The 17,582-nt window shown below is 63.6% G+C and carries 19 protein-coding genes; 14 read left to right on the top strand and 5 right to left on the bottom strand.

Annotated features, from left to right (window positions below; genetic code table 11):
• Positions 1–53 precede the first annotated feature (53 nt).
• Together ccmA and ccmB are read left to right on the top strand one after the other, a co-directional pair.
• Entirely contained in the window at positions 54–728 is a 675-nt protein-coding gene (gene ccmA / locus QZ409_RS02235; protein WP_296706668.1) for a heme ABC exporter ATP-binding protein CcmA, read from the top strand.
• Positions 728–1,399, top strand: a complete 672-nt coding sequence (gene ccmB / locus QZ409_RS02230; protein WP_296706667.1) for a heme exporter protein CcmB — start codon at positions 728–730, stop codon at positions 1,397–1,399. The genes ccmA and ccmB overlap by 1 nt, the downstream gene beginning before the upstream one ends.
• A gap of 106 nt (positions 1,400–1,505) precedes the next feature.
• Here the strand turns inward: ccmB and QZ409_RS02225 are convergent, their stop codons facing one another.
• From QZ409_RS02225 to QZ409_RS02205, 5 genes are all read right to left on the bottom strand, one after another.
• A complete protein-coding gene (locus QZ409_RS02225) occupies positions 1,506–3,014 on the bottom strand; it encodes a hypothetical protein (RefSeq protein ID WP_296706665.1) in 1,509 nt (502 codons plus the stop codon).
• A complete protein-coding gene (locus QZ409_RS02220; RefSeq protein ID WP_296706663.1) occupies positions 3,014–3,676 on the bottom strand; it encodes a hypothetical protein in 663 nt (220 codons plus the stop codon). Before QZ409_RS02220 ends, QZ409_RS02225 begins: the two co-directional genes overlap by 1 nt.
• 239 nt (positions 3,677–3,915) lie before the next feature.
• Positions 3,916–4,248, bottom strand: a complete 333-nt coding sequence (locus QZ409_RS02215) for a GIY-YIG nuclease family protein (RefSeq protein ID WP_296706662.1) — start codon at positions 4,246–4,248, stop codon at positions 3,916–3,918.
• A gap of 97 nt (positions 4,249–4,345) precedes the next feature.
• A complete protein-coding gene (gene acnB / locus QZ409_RS02210; RefSeq protein WP_296706660.1) occupies positions 4,346–6,937 on the bottom strand; it encodes a bifunctional aconitate hydratase 2/2-methylisocitrate dehydratase in 2,592 nt (863 codons plus the stop codon).
• 97 nt (positions 6,938–7,034) lie between these two features.
• Positions 7,035–7,268, bottom strand: a complete 234-nt coding sequence (locus QZ409_RS02205; RefSeq protein WP_296706658.1) for a hypothetical protein — start codon at positions 7,266–7,268, stop codon at positions 7,035–7,037.
• Between QZ409_RS02205 and QZ409_RS02200 the strand changes: the two genes are divergently transcribed.
• The 12 genes from QZ409_RS02200 (at position 7,261) to QZ409_RS02145 (ending at position 17,465) form a co-directional block, all read left to right on the top strand.
• A complete protein-coding gene (locus QZ409_RS02200) occupies positions 7,261–8,013 on the top strand; it encodes a heme ABC transporter permease (RefSeq protein WP_296706656.1) in 753 nt (250 codons plus the stop codon). The two genes, QZ409_RS02205 and QZ409_RS02200, sit on opposite strands and share 8 nt — an antisense overlap.
• Positions 8,010–8,153: a heme exporter protein CcmD gene (ccmD, locus tag QZ409_RS02195; protein WP_296706654.1), complete on the top strand. Its 144-nt coding sequence runs from the start codon at positions 8,010–8,012 to the stop codon at positions 8,151–8,153. The genes QZ409_RS02200 and ccmD overlap by 4 nt, the downstream gene beginning before the upstream one ends.
• Positions 8,150–8,737, top strand: a complete 588-nt coding sequence (locus QZ409_RS02190) for a DsbE family thiol:disulfide interchange protein (protein ID WP_296706652.1) — start codon at positions 8,150–8,152, stop codon at positions 8,735–8,737. Before ccmD ends, QZ409_RS02190 begins: the two co-directional genes overlap by 4 nt.
• A gap of 46 nt (positions 8,738–8,783) precedes the next feature.
• Positions 8,784–10,130: a 3-phosphoshikimate 1-carboxyvinyltransferase gene (gene aroA, locus QZ409_RS02185; RefSeq protein WP_296706649.1), complete on the top strand. Its 1,347-nt coding sequence runs from the start codon at positions 8,784–8,786 to the stop codon at positions 10,128–10,130.
• Positions 10,127–10,750, top strand: coding sequence for a (d)CMP kinase (gene cmk / locus QZ409_RS02180; protein WP_296706647.1), 624 nt, complete (start codon positions 10,127–10,129; stop codon positions 10,748–10,750). The genes aroA and cmk overlap by 4 nt, the downstream gene beginning before the upstream one ends.
• 94 nt (positions 10,751–10,844) lie before the next feature.
• A complete protein-coding gene (locus tag QZ409_RS02175; RefSeq protein WP_296706645.1) occupies positions 10,845–11,744 on the top strand; it encodes a hypothetical protein in 900 nt (299 codons plus the stop codon).
• A gap of 212 nt (positions 11,745–11,956) precedes the next feature.
• On the top strand, positions 11,957–13,681 hold the full coding sequence (rpsA, locus tag QZ409_RS02170) for a 30S ribosomal protein S1 (protein WP_296706643.1): 1,725 nt from the start codon (positions 11,957–11,959) through the stop codon (positions 13,679–13,681).
• A 73-nt stretch (positions 13,682–13,754) separates the two neighbouring features.
• Positions 13,755–15,062, top strand: a complete 1,308-nt coding sequence (locus tag QZ409_RS02165) for an Hsp70 family protein (protein ID WP_296706642.1) — start codon at positions 13,755–13,757, stop codon at positions 15,060–15,062.
• Positions 15,063–15,111: 49 nt separating this feature from the next.
• Complete coding sequence (gene sppA / locus QZ409_RS02160) at positions 15,112–16,080, top strand: signal peptide peptidase SppA (protein ID WP_296706628.1); 969 nt, start codon at positions 15,112–15,114, stop codon at positions 16,078–16,080.
• A gap of 50 nt (positions 16,081–16,130) precedes the next feature.
• Positions 16,131–16,421 carry an integration host factor subunit beta gene (locus tag QZ409_RS02155; RefSeq protein WP_296706626.1) on the top strand — a complete coding sequence of 97 codons (291 nt, stop codon included), beginning with the start codon at positions 16,131–16,133 and terminating at the stop codon, positions 16,419–16,421.
• Positions 16,422–16,447: 26 nt separating this feature from the next.
• The gene (locus QZ409_RS02150; protein WP_296706623.1) at positions 16,448–16,810 is read left to right on the top strand and encodes a LapA family protein; all 363 of its coding nucleotides are present in this window, start codon (positions 16,448–16,450) and stop codon (positions 16,808–16,810) included.
• A gap of 4 nt (positions 16,811–16,814) precedes the next feature.
• Positions 16,815–17,465: a phosphoribosylanthranilate isomerase gene (locus QZ409_RS02145; RefSeq protein ID WP_296706621.1), complete on the top strand. Its 651-nt coding sequence runs from the start codon at positions 16,815–16,817 to the stop codon at positions 17,463–17,465.
• Positions 17,466–17,582: the final 117 nt, after the last annotated feature.

Here is a 17,582-nt window from a genome sequence, read left to right as displayed (position 1 = left end):
CAACGCGCGACACGCGTGCGGCGCGACGGGCCGAACAGACTGGAATTATCGTTTTGCTACAACAAACTGAAGGCCTCCATCTCTCCGCGCGGTCGCTTCGGATCGAGCGCGGCGGCCGCGCCATCGTCACGGATGTTTCGTTCGAACTCGCGTCGGGCGAAGCCTTGCTGGTGCTCGGACGCAATGGCGCGGGCAAGTCGACCCTGCTGCGCGCGCTCGCCGGCTTTCTGCCGCTGCGTGGCGGCGAGATGGTTTTCACCGGAGGAAACGCGCCTTTGTCGGAACGGGCGCATTATGTTGGCCATGCCGACGGTCTGAAATCCGCGCTGACCGCGTTGGAAAATCTCCAGTTCTGGGCGTCCATGCTGGGCGCGGCGGGAAAATTCACGCATGGAAAATTGTCGCCGCAGCAGGCGCTTGAAAAGGTCGGTCTCGCGCGGGTCGGCGATTTTCCGGTCGGCTATCTTTCCGCCGGCCAGAAGCGCCGCGTTGCGCTGGCGCGGCTTTTCGTCGCCGCGCGTCCGGTCTGGATTCTCGACGAGCCGGCCACGGCGCTCGATGTCGGCTCGCAGGAGCGGTTCGCACAGGCGATGATTGAGCATCGCGCCAGCGGCGGCATGATCCTCGCCGCCACCCATGCGCCGCTTGGCCTGCTCGACGCCAAGGAATTGCGCCTAGACAAGGAATTGCGCCTTGACGCGGTTGCTTCCACCGCCGGAGCCTGCTGATGTCTTCGCCGCTTCTGTCTCTGTTCCGGCGCGAAGCCCGCATCGCCCGCTCCATCGGCGGCGGCGGCGCCATGGGCGTGGTCTTCTTCCTGATCCTCGTCAGCCTGACCCCTTTCGCCATCGGACCTGACCTGAACCTGCTCTCGCGGATCGGTCCGGCCATCTTGTGGATCGCGGCGCTGCTCGCGACGCTGCTCGGCCTCGACCGGCTGTTTCAAGCCGACGCCGACGATGGTTCGCTCGATCTTTTCATGATGACCTCGACGCCGCTTGAGTTGGTGGTTCTGGTCAAATGCGCCGCCCATTGGACGCTCACCGCCTTGCCGCTGGTCGCCGCGGCGCCCTTGCTGGGCCTGATGCTGGGGCTGGAGCCGGAGGCGCAGGCCGGCGTCGCCGCTTCGCTATTGGCGGGAACGCCCGCGCTCACCTTGCTGGGCGCGATCGGCGCGGCGCTGACGGCGGGAATGCGGCGCGGCGGGCTGCTGATGGCGGTGCTGATCCTGCCGCTGACGACGCCGGTGCTGATCTTCGGCGTTTCGACGGCGGCGGCCGCGAGCGGCGGCACGGTGCCCTTCCACACGCCCTTCCTGATCCTCTGCGCCCTCTCGCTGGCGACGATAGCCGGGGCGCCCTTCGCCGCCGCCGCCGCGCTTCGGGCGAGAGAGGGGTAAGCCGAAACGACGCTCATTTCGTGGGCGACGGCAAAGTTTGCGCCAGCAAAAACCGTCCATTTCCACGATGTCTGAACGAGCGCGCCGCTTACGTCAGAGCGGACATCTACCGTCGGCCGTAGCGATATTCGGTGATCAGATTACGATCGGTAATGATCTCGCCGGGGCGGCCGATCTTGATTTCGGCCTCGTCCAGCGTCTGAACGTGAGAGCTATCCAGAAAGTCCGCGACCACGTCGCCGTCGCGCGGGCCGAACAAGGGTTTGCCGGCTGGAGCGATGAGCCGCAGCTTTTCGCTGGCGGCCTTGTCCGCAAGCCTGACGCGCCAATCCGTCTCCGCGGCGACCGCGAAATTGTCATAGCGATAGACGTGAGGGAAAACGGCGGCGGCCGTCTTCAGCGCATCGATGGACTCTGTCGTATTGAAGGCAAGCACCGCTTCTGGCGTCATATGGGACTTGATGAGCGAGAGAAATTCGCGGCTCATCAGCAGCGACACATACATGCGCCAGTGCCAGGTCGTGTTCATGATGACGAGATCGTATTTCGCATCCGGGTTCTGGCGCAAGAACTTGCGGCCGTCGCCGATGATCAGATTGACGCGCGGATCGTGGATCGCCTTGTTCTGCGCGCCGTAATTCCGGGCGAGGTCTATATAGCCGGGATTGATTTCGACGACGTCCATGCGCTCGACGTCAGGAAAACCGCCGATAATATATTGCCAGCTTCCGACTGACAGGCCGATCATGAGAACACGACGCGGCGTTGGGGTGATCGCCTGAAGCATGATCACGCGGTTGAGCCCGTTTGAATTGATGCGCGGGTCGATATTGGTGCGTCCATCGTAGACGTTGCCGCCAAATACGGCGTCTCCCGCAACATCGTCTTTGTAGGTGACCACAATGCCCTGCCGAGTTTCGACGACATGACGGATTTCGCCGTCCCGCGTCGAGAGCTTGGCGATAAGTTGGTTCTGCGCGCCCGTGCTCGCCTGTCCGGCCCCAAATACAAAGGTGAGCCCGAACGCGAACGCCGTCCCGGCGAGGACCATTTGTTTGATGCTCGAATTCAAACGGTCCGCCAGAGCGATGGCGACGGCGATGCACATGCCCAGGGCGCCCAGAATGATGAAGGCCATCTGGGTCGTGACCCGTTCCAGGACGACGAAATTGGTGACCAGCGGCCCGATAACGCTACCGAGAATGTTGGCAGCGTAAACTCGCGACAGAGATTTGCCGACATGGCCTGTTCCAAGCTTTGTTCCGAGATGGTGACAAATTGGAAAACAGATGGAAAGCAAGAAGGCCGGAGCAAAGATGAGGGGCAGCAGCAGGAGCGGAATACGCGGCAGCGCTATGATGAAAGCGGGCGTGAGGGCGATTACGGCGGAAGCCGCGAGAACGCATTTGGCGACGATCTCGCGCAAGTTGGCCGACGTCCGGCAGAACCCTCCGCCAACCGACGCGCCCCTTGCGATGCCGAGCAGATAGACCGAGAGCACCACGGCGATGGCGATCGGCGTCGACTGGTTTGCGAAGGCGTAAGTGCGCACCCACAGCGTCTCGGCGCTCAGTGACAGCAGGCCAACCAAAAAGGAAATCAGCTGCGCCGGCATCAGTTTACTCCGCCTTTCGCGAGCCCGCGCCGGACGCAGACGATTCCGGTGACGGCGATTGTCACGTTGATGGCGGCCGCGGCATAGGTCAGTCCATCCAGACCGAACAGCGGAATGAGCGCATAAACCGCTGTTAGCGCGCCGACCGCGGCGCCCAGCGTGTTGATGTAGTAAAGGCGTCCTGTGGAATCCCCGACGTTGCCAATTCGCATCGTCAATTCGGTCACGAGAACCGGCAGGGTTGAGCCCATGGCAAAGGTTGGCGCCATGAGGACCAGAAAGGTCGCGCCGACCATCACTGGCAAAGGCTTGTTTGCGAACAGAAGTCCGCTGGCGTCGATCACGTCGAGGCTGACGAAACCAAACAGTCCGATCGTCAATTCAACCGCGGAGAAGACGAAAATGCGGTGTTGCGCGAAGCGGTCGGCGAGCCAACCGCCGAGCAGCGCGCCGCCGCCGAGGCCGAGCATGAAGACGGAGACAATGACGCTGACGGAATCGAGATCGACGCCGAACCAGCCGAACAGCGCCCTCTGCCAGGCGACTTGATAGCAGAGAGCGGCGAACCCGGATGCGAAGAAGAGCGGAGGCAGGACCGCTTCGATCAGACTTGCCGCGCTCGTAACTTCGTCACTTGCCGTCGACCGCTTCTCACTGCTCAAAATGAGTTCCATATCAAACCTTGCAGTCGTCAGCCGTCCGCAGCCAGCCTTTTTCACACTATCCAGAACGTCCTTTTTACTCAGGTGTCGCTTACAAAAGCGTTACGGTGGGCAGTTGATGACCTTGGGGACTTCAACGAGTAACGGCCAGCTGGGTTCGCAATCGGGCCGTCCAAAAACCGTCATGGCCGGGCTTGTCCCGGCCATCCACGCCGGGCCGCCGCTCCGTCTGACGCCAATTATGCCAGAGTTTCGTAGAGATCGTTCCAATCCGGGTTGAGATCGAGAATGAGCCGCGCTTTCCAGGCGCGCGGCCAATGTTTCATGTTCGTCTCACGCTGGATGGCGTCAGTAATTGTTTCATATCGTTCGTAGTAGACGAGGTGTTTCAAACCATAACGCTTTGAAAAACCGGCGATGAGGCCTTCTCGGTGCTCATGAATCCGACGAGGCAAGTTTGAGGTCACGCCGATGTACAGCGTGCCATTCGGCCGATTTGTGACGATGTAGATCCATCCGCCATGCATGGTTTGATATTGCTCGGCGTGGATGGCCGGGACAAGCCCGGCCATGACGACGTCGTAGTGTTGGCAGTATCAGCATGAACCTGAAGTAGAAATCCATGGCCGCAATCCCATTCGACGGATCGCGGCCATAATCGCTTTCCAATCAGGCATCCACGCTTTCAGCGATTTCCACGAATTCCGGAATCTGATCAAAATTCATGTAGCGGTAGACTTCTTCCGTCTTGCCCTTCAGCCCGCCGAGCTGCTCCATATATTCTTCGAAGGTCGGGATCTTGCCCAGCAGCGCCGCCACCGAGGCGAGTTCCGCGGAGGAGAGATAGACGCGGGTGTCGATGCCCAGACGATTGGGGAAGTTGCGGGTCGAGGTCGAGATGGCGGTCGAGCCCTTGCGGACCTGAGCCTGATTGCCCATGCATAGCGAGCAGCCGGGCATTTCCATGCGGGCGCCTGATTTGCCGAGCGTCGCGTAATAGCCTTCCTCGGTCAGGATATGGGCGTCCATCTTGGTCGGCGGCGCGATCCACAGCCGGGTCGGGATGTCCGACTTGCCGGAGAGAATCTTCCCGGCGGCGCGGAAATGGCCGATGTTGGTCATGCACGAGCCGATGAAGACCTCGTCGATCTTGTCGCCGGCGACTTCGGACAGAACCTTGACGTCGTCCGGATCGTTCGGGCAGGCTAGAATCGGCTCCTTGATCGTGGCCAGATCGATTTCGAACACGGCTGCATATTCGGCGTCGGCGTCGGGCTGCAGCAGGACCGGGTTGGCGATCCAGGCCTTCATCGCGGCGATGCGGCGCTCGAGCGAGTGACGGTCCTGATAGCCATTGGCGATCATCCACTTCATGAGCACGATGTTCGAATTCATATATTCGATGATCGGCTCCTTGTTCAGGCGCACCGTGCAGGCGGCGGCCGAACGCTCGGCGGAGGCGTCGGAGAGCTCGAAGGCCTGTTCCACCTTCAGATCCGGCAGACCCTCGATTTCGAGGATGCGGCCGTTGAAGACGTTCTTCTTGCCCTTCTTCTCGACCGTCAGCGTGCCGGCCTTGATCGCCGCCAGCGGAATGGCGTTGACGAGGTCGCGCAGCGTGATGCCGGGCTGCATTTCGCCCTTGAAGCGGACGAGCACCGATTCCGGCATGTCGAGCGGCATGACGCCGGTCGCCGCCGCGAAGGCGACGAGGCCGGAGCCCGCCGGGAAGGAAATGCCGATCGGGAAGCGGGTGTGGCTGTCGCCGCCGGTGCCGACGGTGTCGGGCATCAGCAGGCGGTTGAGCCAGGAGTGGATGACGCCGTCGCCGGGACGCAGCGAGACGCCGCCACGATTGGAGATGAAGCCCGGCAGATCGCGGTGGGTCTGGACGTCGACCAGCTTCGGATAGGCCGCCGTGTGGCAGAAGGACTGCATCACCAGATCGGCGGAGAAGCCGAGGCAGGCGAGGTCCTTGAGCTCGTCGCGGGTCATCGGGCCGGTGGTGTCCTGCGAGCCGACAGTGGTCATTTTCGGTTCGCAATAGGTGCCGGGGCGCATGCCCTTGCCCTCGGGCAGATGACAGGCGCGGCCGACCATCTTCTGGGCGAGGGTGAAGCCCTTGCCGGTGTCGGCGGGAACGGCCGGCAGGCGGAACAGCGTGGAGACCGGGAGGCCCAGGGCTTCGCGCGCGCGGGCCGTGAGGCCGCGCCCGATGATCAGCGGAATGCGACCGCCAGCGCGCACTTCGTCGAAGATCACGTCGGACTTGACGGTGAACTCGGAAATGACTTCGCCATTCTTCAGCGCCTTGCCTTCATAGGGGCGCAGCTCGACGACGTCGCCGGTTTCCATCTTGGAGACGTCGAGCTCGATCGGCAGGGCGCCGGCGTCTTCCATGGTGTTGTAGAAGATCGGCGCGATCTTCGTGCCGAGGCAGACGCCGCCAAAGCGCTTATTGGGGACAAAAGGAATGTCCTCGCCGGTGAACCACAGCACGGAATTGGTGGCCGACTTGCGCGACGATCCGGTGCCGACGACGTCGCCGACATAGGCGACCGGCAGGCCCTTGGCCACCAGCGCTTCAAGCTGCTTGATCGGGCCGCGCACGCCCGGCTCGTCGGGGACGATGCCGGGGCGGGCGTTCTTCAGCATGGCGAGGGCGTGCAGCGGGATGTCGGGACGGGTCGAGGCGTCGGGCGCCGGCGACAGATCGTCGGTATTGGTCTCGCCATTGACCTTGAACACGGCGACAGTGAGCGAGGCCGGGACCTCGGGGCGCGAGGTGAACCATTCGGCGTCGGCCCAGGATTGCAGCACCGCCTTGGCGTTGGCGTCGCCCTTTTCGGCGAGCGCCTTCACATCGTGGAAATAATCGAACATCAGCAGGGTCTTTTTCAGGCCCTCGGCGGCGACGGCGCCGACTTCCGAATCGGGAAGCAGGTCGATCAGCGGCTTGATGTTGAAGCCGCCGAGCATGGTGGCGAGCAATTCGGTGGCGAGCTTGCGGGAAACGAGCGCGTTCTTCTCTTCGCCCTTGGCCACGGCGTCGAGGAAGCCAGCCTTGATGCGGGCGGCGTCATCGACGCCGGCCGGAACGCGATGGGTCAGCAAGTCGATCAGAAACGCTTCTTCCCCGGCCGGCGGCTCGCGCAGCAGGGCGATCAGCCCTTCCGTCTGCTTGGCCGAGAGCGGCAGCGGCGGAATTCCAAGAGCGGCGCGCTCGGCGACATGAGAACGATAGGTTTCAAGGATCGACATTATTGACTCTTTCTCTGGAAGTGAGCGAGCGTGGCGAATTGATCGCCCCGCCCGGAGAGAAACTCGGCACGCATAAAGGACAAGCGCGCCCTTCGCGTCAATTAACGTTCTTGCTAATAAATTGGTCAATCTGGCGGTGCGCGCCGATTTCGTTCCGAGCCAAGTTGACGCCGGGGCGCGCAAAAAATCGGTTTGGAATGGCCGAGGCCTGAAACCGCCTCAAAATTTCGCCCTTCGCCGTCATTTCGCCCGCTATCAATTGCATTTGACGGCCAGCCCGCCTAATCAAGCGGCGCAAGCCCGACGAGGACGGCTGAAGGTCGATGCTCAAATACGCCAATCCGACGCATTTTCTCGCGCTGGCCGCCCGGCTTATCCCCTGGCTCGGCGGCGCATCGGCGCTCGCCCTCGCCGTGGGCCTCTATTTGACCTTTTTCGTCGCGCCGGACGATTACCAGCAGGGCGCTTCCGTCAAGATCATGTATGTCCATGTCCCCGCGGCCTGGCTCGGCATGATGTGCTATATGGTAATGACCTCTGCCGCGCTCGGCACGCTGGTCTGGCGCCATCCCCTCGCCGACGCCGCGCAGAAGGCCGCCGCCCCGCTCGGCGCCGCTTTCACCTTGCTTTGCCTCGTCACCGGCTCGCTCTGGGGCAAGCCGATGTGGGGAACCTGGTGGGTGTGGGACGCCCGCCTGACCTCGGAGCTGGTGCTGTTCCTGATCTATCTGGGCCTGATCGGCCTGTGGCGGACCATTGAGGAGCCCTCTCAGGCCGCGCGCGCCGCCGCGATCCTCACCCTTGTCGGCGTGGTCAATATCCCGATCATCAAATTCTCGGTCGACTGGTGGAACACCCTTCACCAGTCTGCTTCCGTGTTCCGCCTTGGCGGCCCGGCGATCTCGGGGGCGATGATGTGGCCGCTGCTCGTCATGGCGCTGGGTTTCACCCTGCTGTTCTTCACCCTGCACCTGATGGAAGTGCGCAACGAAATCCTGCGCCGGCGCCTGCGCCGCCTGAGCATTCTCGCGGCCAGCGCGGAAGATGCGGATCTGTCGGCGGAGGCGGCGCAATGAAGGATTATTCCTTCTATATCTTCTTCGCCTATGGCTTCGCTGTCGTGGTCATTGGTTCGCTCGTCGTCCGGATCACGCTCGATTATCGCGATCTGAAGCGCAAGCTGGCGCGATTCGAGCAGCAGGAGAAGGGCCGATGAGCGCGCAGGACAACGCCCCGGCGGCGCGGCGGAGTTGGGCGGCGGCGCTGCCGCTGCTGATCTTCGCGAGCATGGCCGGCTTTTTCGCGTGGCGGCTGTTTATCGGCCATGACCCTTCGGCCTTGCCGTCGGTCCTGATCGGCCATCCCGCGCCCGCCTTCAACCTGCCGGCGCTGGCGGAATCGGGCAAGCCGGGCCTCTCCGACGCCGATCTGCGCAAGGGCGGCGTCACGGTGGTGAATATTTTCGCCTCCTGGTGCGGGCCCTGCCGGATCGAGCATCCCAACCTGCGCAAGCTTTCGGAAAACCAGGCTCTCGCCGCGATGGGCGTGCGTCTCGTCGGCGTCAATTACAAGGACGATCCGGCCAACGCCATGAAGTTCCTGAAGGCGGAAGGCGACCCCTATGCCGCCATCGGCGTGGATTCCAGCGGTCGCGTCGGCATCGACTGGGGTCTGACCGGCGTGCCGGAGACCTTCATCATTCGCGGCGACGGAACCATCGCCTTCAAATATACCGGGCCGATCACCGAAGAGGCCCTGAACCAGACCATCCTGCCGCAGATCGAAAAAGCCCTGCGCTGATCTGGCGGCCTCATCCCGGCGCTTTCGCTCTCAGGCCTTTCGATCCATGTCTCATTCCGCTTCGCCCGCCAAACCCCTCACCGCCAAAGCTTGCGGCCCGCTGCGCGGAAAAGCCCGCCCGCCCGGCGACAAGAGCATTTCCCACCGCGCCTTCCTGCTCGGCCTGCTCTCGGTCGGCGAGACGCGGGTCTCCGGCCTGCTCGAAGGCGAGGATGTGTTGAATACGGGGCGCGCCTGCGCCCAGCTCGGCGCGAAGATCGAGCGCCTCGGCGAAGGAAGCTGGTCCATTCATGGCATGGGCCTCGGTTCGCTGCTGGAGCCGCGTGAAACATTGGATTTCGGCAATGCCGGCACCGGCTCGCGCCTGATGATGGGCGTCGTCGGCGGCCATGGAATCACCGCGCGCTTCGACGGCGACGCTTCCCTGCGCAAGCGCCCGATGCGCCGCATTCTCGATCCGCTCGTTCTGATGGGCGCTCAAGTTTTGGAGCAAGCCGAGGGCGGGCGCTGCCCGATTCTGCTCAAGGGAACATCCGAACCCGCGCCGATCGAATATCGCACCCCGGTCGCCTCGGCGCAGATCAAATCGGCGGTTCTCCTCGCCGGCCTCAATGCGCTGGGCCGCACGACGGTCATCGAGACCGAGGCCAGCCGCGACCATACCGAGAAAATGCTGACCTATTTCGGCGCCACGCTCACCTCCGAGCCTTTTGGCGAGCATGGCCGCAAGATCACGCTCGAAGGCCGGCCAGAATTGAAGCCGCGCCCGATCGTCGTGCCAGTCGACCCGTCCTCCGCCGCCTTTCTCATCGCGGCGGCTTTGCTGGTCAAGGAGTCGGACATTGTCGTGGAAGGGGTGATGATGAACCCCTTGCGCACTGGCCTTCTCACCACTTTGCTCGAAATGGGCGCGCGGATCGACATTCTCGACCGCCGCGAGGAAGGCGGCGAAGAGGTCGCCGATCTTCGCGTCCGTCACAGCGAATTGACGGGGGTCGACGTCCCGGCGGCGCGCGCCCCGGCCATGATCGACGAATATCTCATTCTCGCCGTGGTCGCGGGTTTTGCGCGCGGCTTGACGCGGATGAATGGGTTGCAGGAATTGCGGGTCAAGGAATCCGACCGCCTCGCGGCCACCGCAGACGGGCTGGTCGCCAATGGCGTCGTGGCGCATATCGAGGGCGACGATCTCATCGTCGAGGGCGGCGCGGGGACCTGTCCCGGCGGCGGCCTGGTCGCGACCCATCTCGACCATCGCCTCGCCATGAGTTTTCTGGTCATGGGGCTGGCGTCGGACAAGCCGGTGACGGTCGATGACGAAACCATGATCGCGACCTCTTTCCCGACCTTCAAGCCGCTGATGGCGCAGCTCGGCGCGGAATTCTCGGCATGATCATCGCCATTGACGGCCCTGCCGCCTCGGGCAAGGGCACGATCGCCCGGCGCCTTGCCGCGCATTTCGGCCTGCCCCATCTCGACACCGGCCTGCTCTATCGCGCCACCGCCCGCGTGTTGCTCGACCAGGGCTCGAAACTTGACGATGTCGAGAACGCGGTGAGCGCCGCGCGCGGGCTGGCTTTGCTCGATTTCGAGGAAGAGCGCCTGCGGGGGCGGGAAATGGGCGAGGCGGCCTCGGTCGTCGCCGCGATCCCGCAAGTTCGCGCCGCGCTGATCGACATGCAGCGCGCTTTCGCCGCGCGGCCGCAGGGCGCCGTGCTCGATGGCCGCGACATCGGAACGGTGATCGCTCCCGACGCCGACGTTAAAATCTTTGTGACCGCGAGCCCCGAAATCCGCGCCCAGCGCCGGTCGCTGGAGCTGCGCGGGCGCGGCGAAAAGGTCGATTATCCGGCCATCCTCGAAGATATCAAGAAGCGCGACAGGCGCGACAGCGAGCGGGCCGACGCGCCGCTCATGCCTGCCGACGACGCCACAATTTTGGATACGACCGATCTGAATGTCGAAGGCGCCTTCGCGGCGGCTCTGGCCATTGTCGGGGAGGCGAGGGGCTAGGCGGCCAAAAACCGCCCTTCCCAGGCCTCGGCGGCGAGCTATGATGCCGGGCCGCTCCGACGCCTTGGGAATCCGTCAAGGGAGATTTGTTGATATGACCGGGAATGTCACCACTCTCGAAGCCAGCGATTTTGCGATGCGCAACTGGAGAGGCGGCGAAGCCGGGCCCGTCCGGATTGGCTCTCCCGAGCATTTGCGCCTGTTCACGCGCATGCTGCTCGACACACACAACCCCTACAAGCCCGCCGTCATCGATTGGCCGAAACTCGAGCCGGACGCGCTCGCGCGCGTGACGTCGCTGCCGATCTGGGACATCGCGGTCCAGACGGAAGGGCGGGCGTCGATCCGGGTCAAGACTTTCGCGGACACCCTTCGTGATCCGCTTCTGCGCGAGGCGCTGGAGATGGACGCCGCCGAAGAGGCGCGCCACAAGGTCGTTCTCTCGAAACTCGTCGAGGCTTATGGCATCCCGCTCGCCCCGGAGCTGGCCTATGACGCGCCGAAAGACGCCCTGTGGGCCTGGCTGGTGACAGGCTATAGCGAGTGCATCGACAGTTTTTTCGCCTTCGGCCTGTTCGAAACCGCGCGCCGCTCCGGCTACTTCCCCAACGAACTGGTCGAGACCTTCGAGCCGGTGATTCAGGAAGAAGGCCGCCACATCCTGTTTTTCGCCAATTGGGTCGCCTGGCATCGCCGCAACCTGCCCTGGTGGAAGCGCCTGCATTTCCGCGCCACCGAAGCAGCCGTCTGGGTCTTCCTGATCTGGGAGCGGATCGGCATCGCGCGCGGCCTCGACAATGCGGGCGAGATGCAAGACGCGAATTTCGCCATGCAGGGCACCGGCGCCGTGGGCATCGAGCTGTCGCCGGCGGAACTGATCGATCTCTGTCTTGTCGAGAACGACCGGCGCATGGCTGGCTATGACGAGCGGCTGCTGCGCCCCCGGCTGGTCCCGGCGCTTGCCCGCTTGGCGCGGCGGTTCCTGAAGAAATAAGCGCGAGTCGGCCCGACGCCACTATCTCCCGCCTTGTGGAAAACTCGCGCCTTTGCTAAAAGGCCGCCTTCAAACTGCTCCCGCCCGCCGGCCCGCGCCGGCCGTCCATTGGACGAGGCGCATCGCAAAGCCGATGCGCGCTGGCGGAACGGAGCGATTGTCAACGCCAACCCAGGACCGGCGCGCGCCCTATCGGGCCACTAGGAGAACATATGTCGTCTGCCAGCAACGCGGGTATGAGCCCGTCGCGTGATGATTTTGCCGCCCTGCTCGCGGAGAGCTATGGCGAGAACGAGGCGTTCGAAGGTTCGGTCGTCAAGGGCCGCGTCGTCGCCATCGAGAAGGACGTCGCCGTCATCGACATCGGTCTGAAGACCGAAGGCCGCGTCGCCCTCAAGGAATTCACCGGCCACGGCCGCGATCCGGCCCCGGCGGTCGGCGATGAAGTCGAAGTCTATCTCGAACGCGTCGAGAACGCGCTCGGCGAAGCGGTCATCTCGCGCGACAAGGCGCGCCGCGAGGAGAGCTGGGTCAAGCTCGAAAAGGCGTTCGAGGCCAATGAAAAGGTCGACGGCGTCATCTTTAACCAGGTCAAGGGTGGCTTCACCGTCGATCTCGACGGCGCCGTGGCCTTCCTGCCGCGCTCGCAGGTCGATATCCGTCCGATCCGCGACGTCACCCCGCTGCTCGGCGTGCCGCAGCCCTTCCAGATCCTCAAGATGGATCGCCGCCGCGGCAATATCGTCGTGTCGCGCCGCACCGTGCTCGAAGAGAGCCGCGCCGAACAGCGCCATGAAATCGTCGCCAATCTCGAAGAAGGCGTGACGATCGAGGGCGTGGTCAAGAACATCACCGATTACGGCGCGTTCGTGGACCTCGGGGGCATTGACGGCCTGCTGCATGTCACCGACATCGCCTGGCGCCGCGTCAATCATCCGAGCGAAGTGCTCAACATCGGCCAGACGGTGAAAGTGAAGATCATCAAGATCAATCACGAAACCCACCGCATCTCGCTGGGCATGAAGCAGCTGCTCGACGATCCGTGGCAGGGCATCGAGGCCAAGTACCCGATCGAATCGCGCTTCCATGGCCGCGTGACCAACATCACCGACTACGGCGCCTTCGTCGAGCTGGAGCCGGGCATCGAAGGCCTGATCCACGTTTCGGAAATGTCCTGGACCAAGAAGAACGTCCATCCCGGCAAGATCGTCTCGACCAGCCAGGAAGTCGACGTGCAGGTGCTGGAAGTCGATTCCGTCAAGCGCCGCATTTCGCTGGGCCTCAAGCAGACCCTGCAGAATCCGTGGGAAGCCTTCGCCGAGAAGCATCCGGTGGGTTCGGACGTCGAAGGCGAGGTCAAGAACAAGACCGAATTCGGTCTGTTCATCGGTCTCGACGGCGATGTGGACGGCATGGTCCATCTCTCCGACCTCGACTGGAACCGTCCCGGCGAGCAGGCGATCGAAGACTACAAGAAGGGTGACGTCGTTCACGCCCGCGTTCTCGACGTCGATGTCGAGAAGGAGCGCATCTCGCTTGGCGTCAAGCAGCTGGGCGGCGACCCCTTCGCCTCGGCTCCGACCACGGGTGAAGACGGCGAGCTGAAGAAGGGCGCGATCGTCACCTGCGAAATCCTGGAAGTCAAAGACGGCGGCCTTGAAGTCAAGATCGTCGGCTCCGACCTGCAGGCCTTCATCAAGCGCAACGAACTGGCCCGCGACCGCGCCGACCAGCGTCCCGACCGCTTCGCCGTCGGCGAAAAGGTTGACGCCCGCGTCACTCTGTTCGACCGCAAGGCGCGCAAGGTGGCCGTGTCGATCAAGGCTCTGGAAGTGGCCGAGGAGAAGGAAGCCATTGCTCAATATGGCTCCGCCGACTCGGGCGCCTCGCTCGGCGACATTCTCGGCGCCGCGCTGAAGGCCCGCGAAACGAAGTAATTTTCTTCGCTGTCACAAGCAAAACGACCCCGCGCGAAAAATTTTTCGCGCGGGGTTTTTGTTCGGGGGACTTATGACTTACGCCGTCGGCGTCGATTTCGGCACCACCAACAGCGTCATCGCCTTCGCCAATGAAAAGGGCGAAGTGCAGACCATGTCCTGGCCCAGCGCCAAGGGGCCGACGCAGACTTTCCGCACCGCCTTGACCTTCTGGAAGCAAGGCCGCGGGCTGGGTCATGTCGCGGGGCCGCAGGCGCTGGAGCACGCCATCGCCGCCGAGCCGACCGAGCGTTTCATCCAGTCGTTCAAGAGTCATCTCGCCAGCCGCGTCTTTTCGGAAGCGCGGCTGTTCGGCCAGAAGGTGACCATCGAAGAGATGGTCGCGATCTTTCTGCGCCATTTGTTCGAGGCCCAGGGCGGGACGGAAGTCGCCGATGGCGCCTTCCTGGCCGCCGGCCGCCCGGTGGTATTCGCCGGCGAGCGGCCGGATGAGGATCTGGCCTTGGCGCGGCTGTCGAAGTCCTATGCCGGCGCCGGGCTGGCCCAGGCGGAATTCGCCTATGAGCCTCTCGGCGCCGCCTATTGGCACGCGCGCAATTTGCGCCGCGACGAAACGGTGCTGGTCGCGGATTTTGGCGGCGGCACCAGCGATTTCGCCTTGCTGCATTTTTCCCATGGGCCGGACGGGCTCGAAGCGGAGGCCCTGGGTCACGGCGGCTGCGGCGTGGCGGGCGATTCCTTCGATTTCCGGCTGATCGACCATGTGATATCGCCGCGCCTCGGCAAGGGGGCGACCTATCGCTCACTGGAAAAGGTGCTGCCTTTGCCGGCCTATTTCCACGCCTCTTTCGCGCAATGGCACCAGATTTCCTGGTTGAAAACGCAGAAGACCCTGGGCGAACTGCGCCGCTTCGCGGAGGTCTCCGCCCGTGGCGCCGAACTGGAGGCTCTGGCCGAACTGATCGAACTCGATCTGGGCTTCGAGCTTTATCAGACCGTCGGCTCCGTCAAGGCGGCGCTGTCCTCCGCGTCCGAGGCGCCAATGCGTTTCGCCCATGGCGGGGTGTCCATCGATTCAATGGTGTCGCGCGCCGATTTCGAGACCTGGATCGCGCCCGATCTCGCCAAAATCGAAGGCGCGCTGGACGATACCATGGCGGCGGCGAAATATTCCGCCGGCCAGGTGGACGCGGTCTTCATGACGGGCGGAACCTCCTTCATCCCGAGCTTGCGCGCCGTATTCGAACGCCGTTTCGGCGCCCAAAAACTGCATTACGACAATCCGTTCCAATCGGTCGCCGCCGGCCTGGCGCTGCTGGCCGCAGACAAGCGCCGCCGCGCCGGAAACCAGAACGCGAAAAGAATTGGCGGAGCGCATTGAGGTTCGCAGGACGAGACCTTAAGTTGCGGATCGCAAGCGGAGAGCCCGGATGACGCAAAACGCGCCCGTTGAAACCATTCTCGACCGGCGGCAATTGCGCCGCAAACTCACTTTCTGGCGGATTGCGGCCATCGGCGTCGCAGCGGTAGCGATTATCGTCGCGGCGGCCCGTTTCGGCGGCTCTTCGACCCATCTGACGCCCCATATCGCGCGCCTCGACGTCAAGGGGCTGATCACCGGCGATCGCGAAACGCTGAAGCTCATCAAGGACATCGGCGAATCCAAGGCGACCGCGCTCATCGTCGAAATCTCCAGCCCCGGCGGCACGGTGACGGGCTCCGAGCAGATCTATGACGAATTGCGTCGCGTCGCCGCCAAAAAGCCGGTCGTCGCGGTGGTGGACAGCCTGGCGGCTTCGGGCGGCTATATCGCGGCGCTCGGCGCCGACCGCATCATCGCCGACAGCAATGCGCTCATCGGCTCCATCGGCGTGCTGTTCCAGTACCCCAATGTCGCCAAACTGCTCGACACGATCGGGGTCAAGGTCGAGACGATCAAATCCTCGCCGCTCAAGGCCTCGCCCAACGGCTTCGAGCCGACCAGCGAGGCCGCGCGCGCCGCGATCAATTCGCTGGTGGTCGATTCCTACGACTGGTTCAAGGGGCTGGTGAAGGATCGCCGCAAGATGAGCGATTCGGAATTGGCGACCGTCTCCGACGGCCGCGTTTTCACCGCCCGGCAGGGCCTGCCGCTCAAGCTGGTCGATGCTTTCGGCGGCGAGCGGGACGCCGTGGCCTGGCTGGAGCAGGAAAAGGGAATCGCCAAGGGACTGCCGGTCCGCGAATGGAAAAAGCCGAGCGCGGCGAACCGTCTGGGCCTTTTCAGCCTCGCTTCCGACGCTCTCGGGCTGATGGGGTTCACGCAGGCGGCCGAACTGGCGCTGAAGGCCGAAAACGCCCGCGACTCCGCGGCGCTTGACGGCCTTTTGGCGATTTGGCAAGTTGACGCCCAACATTAAGAAAAAATGCGCCAAACCATTTCCCCGGGCGCGGAATAGGGACGACTTCAGTGATTAAATCGGAACTCGTTCAACGTATTGCCGACAGAAACCCCCATCTCTATCTTCGCGATGTCGAAAACATCGTAAATGCTATTCTCGATGAGGTCACCGAGGCGCTGTCGCGCGGCGACCGCGTCGAATTACGCGGCTTCGGCGCCTTTTCGGTCAAGAAGCGCGACGCGCGCGTCGGCCGCAATCCGCGTACCGGCGATCAGGTCGAGGTCGCCGAGAAATTCGTGCCCTTCTTCAAGACGGGCAAGGAATTGCGCGAGCGCCTGAACGATCAGGACGAGTCCTGAACGGGGACCGGAACACGGGGCGAGCAATGCGCAATTTTCTGAAATTTCTGGTCATTGCGCCGCTGGCCCTGATCTTCCTCGTCTTCGCCCTGGCCAATCGCCAGAATGTCGTCGTCTCCTTCGATCCTTTCAATGGCGGCGACATTCCTTCGCCGCAGCTCGTCCTGCCGCTCTTCATCGTGCTGATCGGGGCGGCCATGGTGGGCGTCTTGCTCGGCGGTTTCGCGACCTGGCTGCGCCAGGGCCGGTTCCGCAAGGCCTTGCGCGAAGCGAAGGGACAGGCCGAGGTGTTGCGCGGCGAAAATGAATCGCTGCGCGCCCAAGTCAAGGCGCTGCAGGCGCCCAATGCCCCTTCGACCGCCCTCGTTCCGCCCCGCAGCGCCGCCTGACATCATGTCCGCCATCGTCAAGATTTGCGGGCTGAAACGGCCGGAGTCGCTCGAGGCCGCCTTGGCTGGGGGCGCCGATATGGTCGGCTTCGTCTTTTTCGAGAAAAGCCCGCGCCATCTCGATCTCGCCGAGGCGCGCCGTCTTTCGGAACTGGTGCGCGGGCGGGCTGAAAAAGTCGCGCTCGTCGTCAATGCCGATGATTCGCGCATCGCCGCCATCGTCGAGGCGCTGGCGCCAGATTGGCTGCAATTGCATGGCGCCGAAACGCCGGAGCGGGTCGCGCAAATCCGCGCCTCTTTCGGCCGGCCCATTCTCAAGGCCATCGGCGTCTCCGAGCAGGCCGATTTTTTATGCGCGCCCGATTATGAAGCTGTTTCCGACCGCCTGCTGTTCGACGCGAAGCCGCCGAAGGGTGCCGTGCTGCCCGGCGGCAATGGGTTGAGCTTCGATTGGACGCTGCTGCGCGATCATGCGTGCATGGCGGCGAAGAAAAACTGGATGCTGTCGGGCGGGCTTGATCCTGAAAACGTCGGCGTGGCCATCCGTCTCACCGGCGCGCCCGGCGTCGACGTCTCATCCGGCGTCGAGGATGCGCCCGGCGAGAAGAGCGCCGCGAAGATTCTCGCCTTCATCGCGGCGGCCCGCGCGGCGTGACGCGCGGCGCGTTTCAAGTTCAACTTGGCCTCCCGGCTGGAAGCGGTTAAGAGAGCAGGCTCTGACGCCTTTCTCGTATCGCGGCGATCCTCCCGGCGGGAAATTGCGTTAAATCGT

It is taken from the genome of Rhodoblastus sp. (assembly GCF_019449565.1).
In the GTDB taxonomy this organism is placed as follows: Bacteria; Pseudomonadota; Alphaproteobacteria; order Rhizobiales; family Beijerinckiaceae; genus Rhodoblastus.
This window is presented reverse-complemented; position numbering and strand designations above follow the sequence as displayed.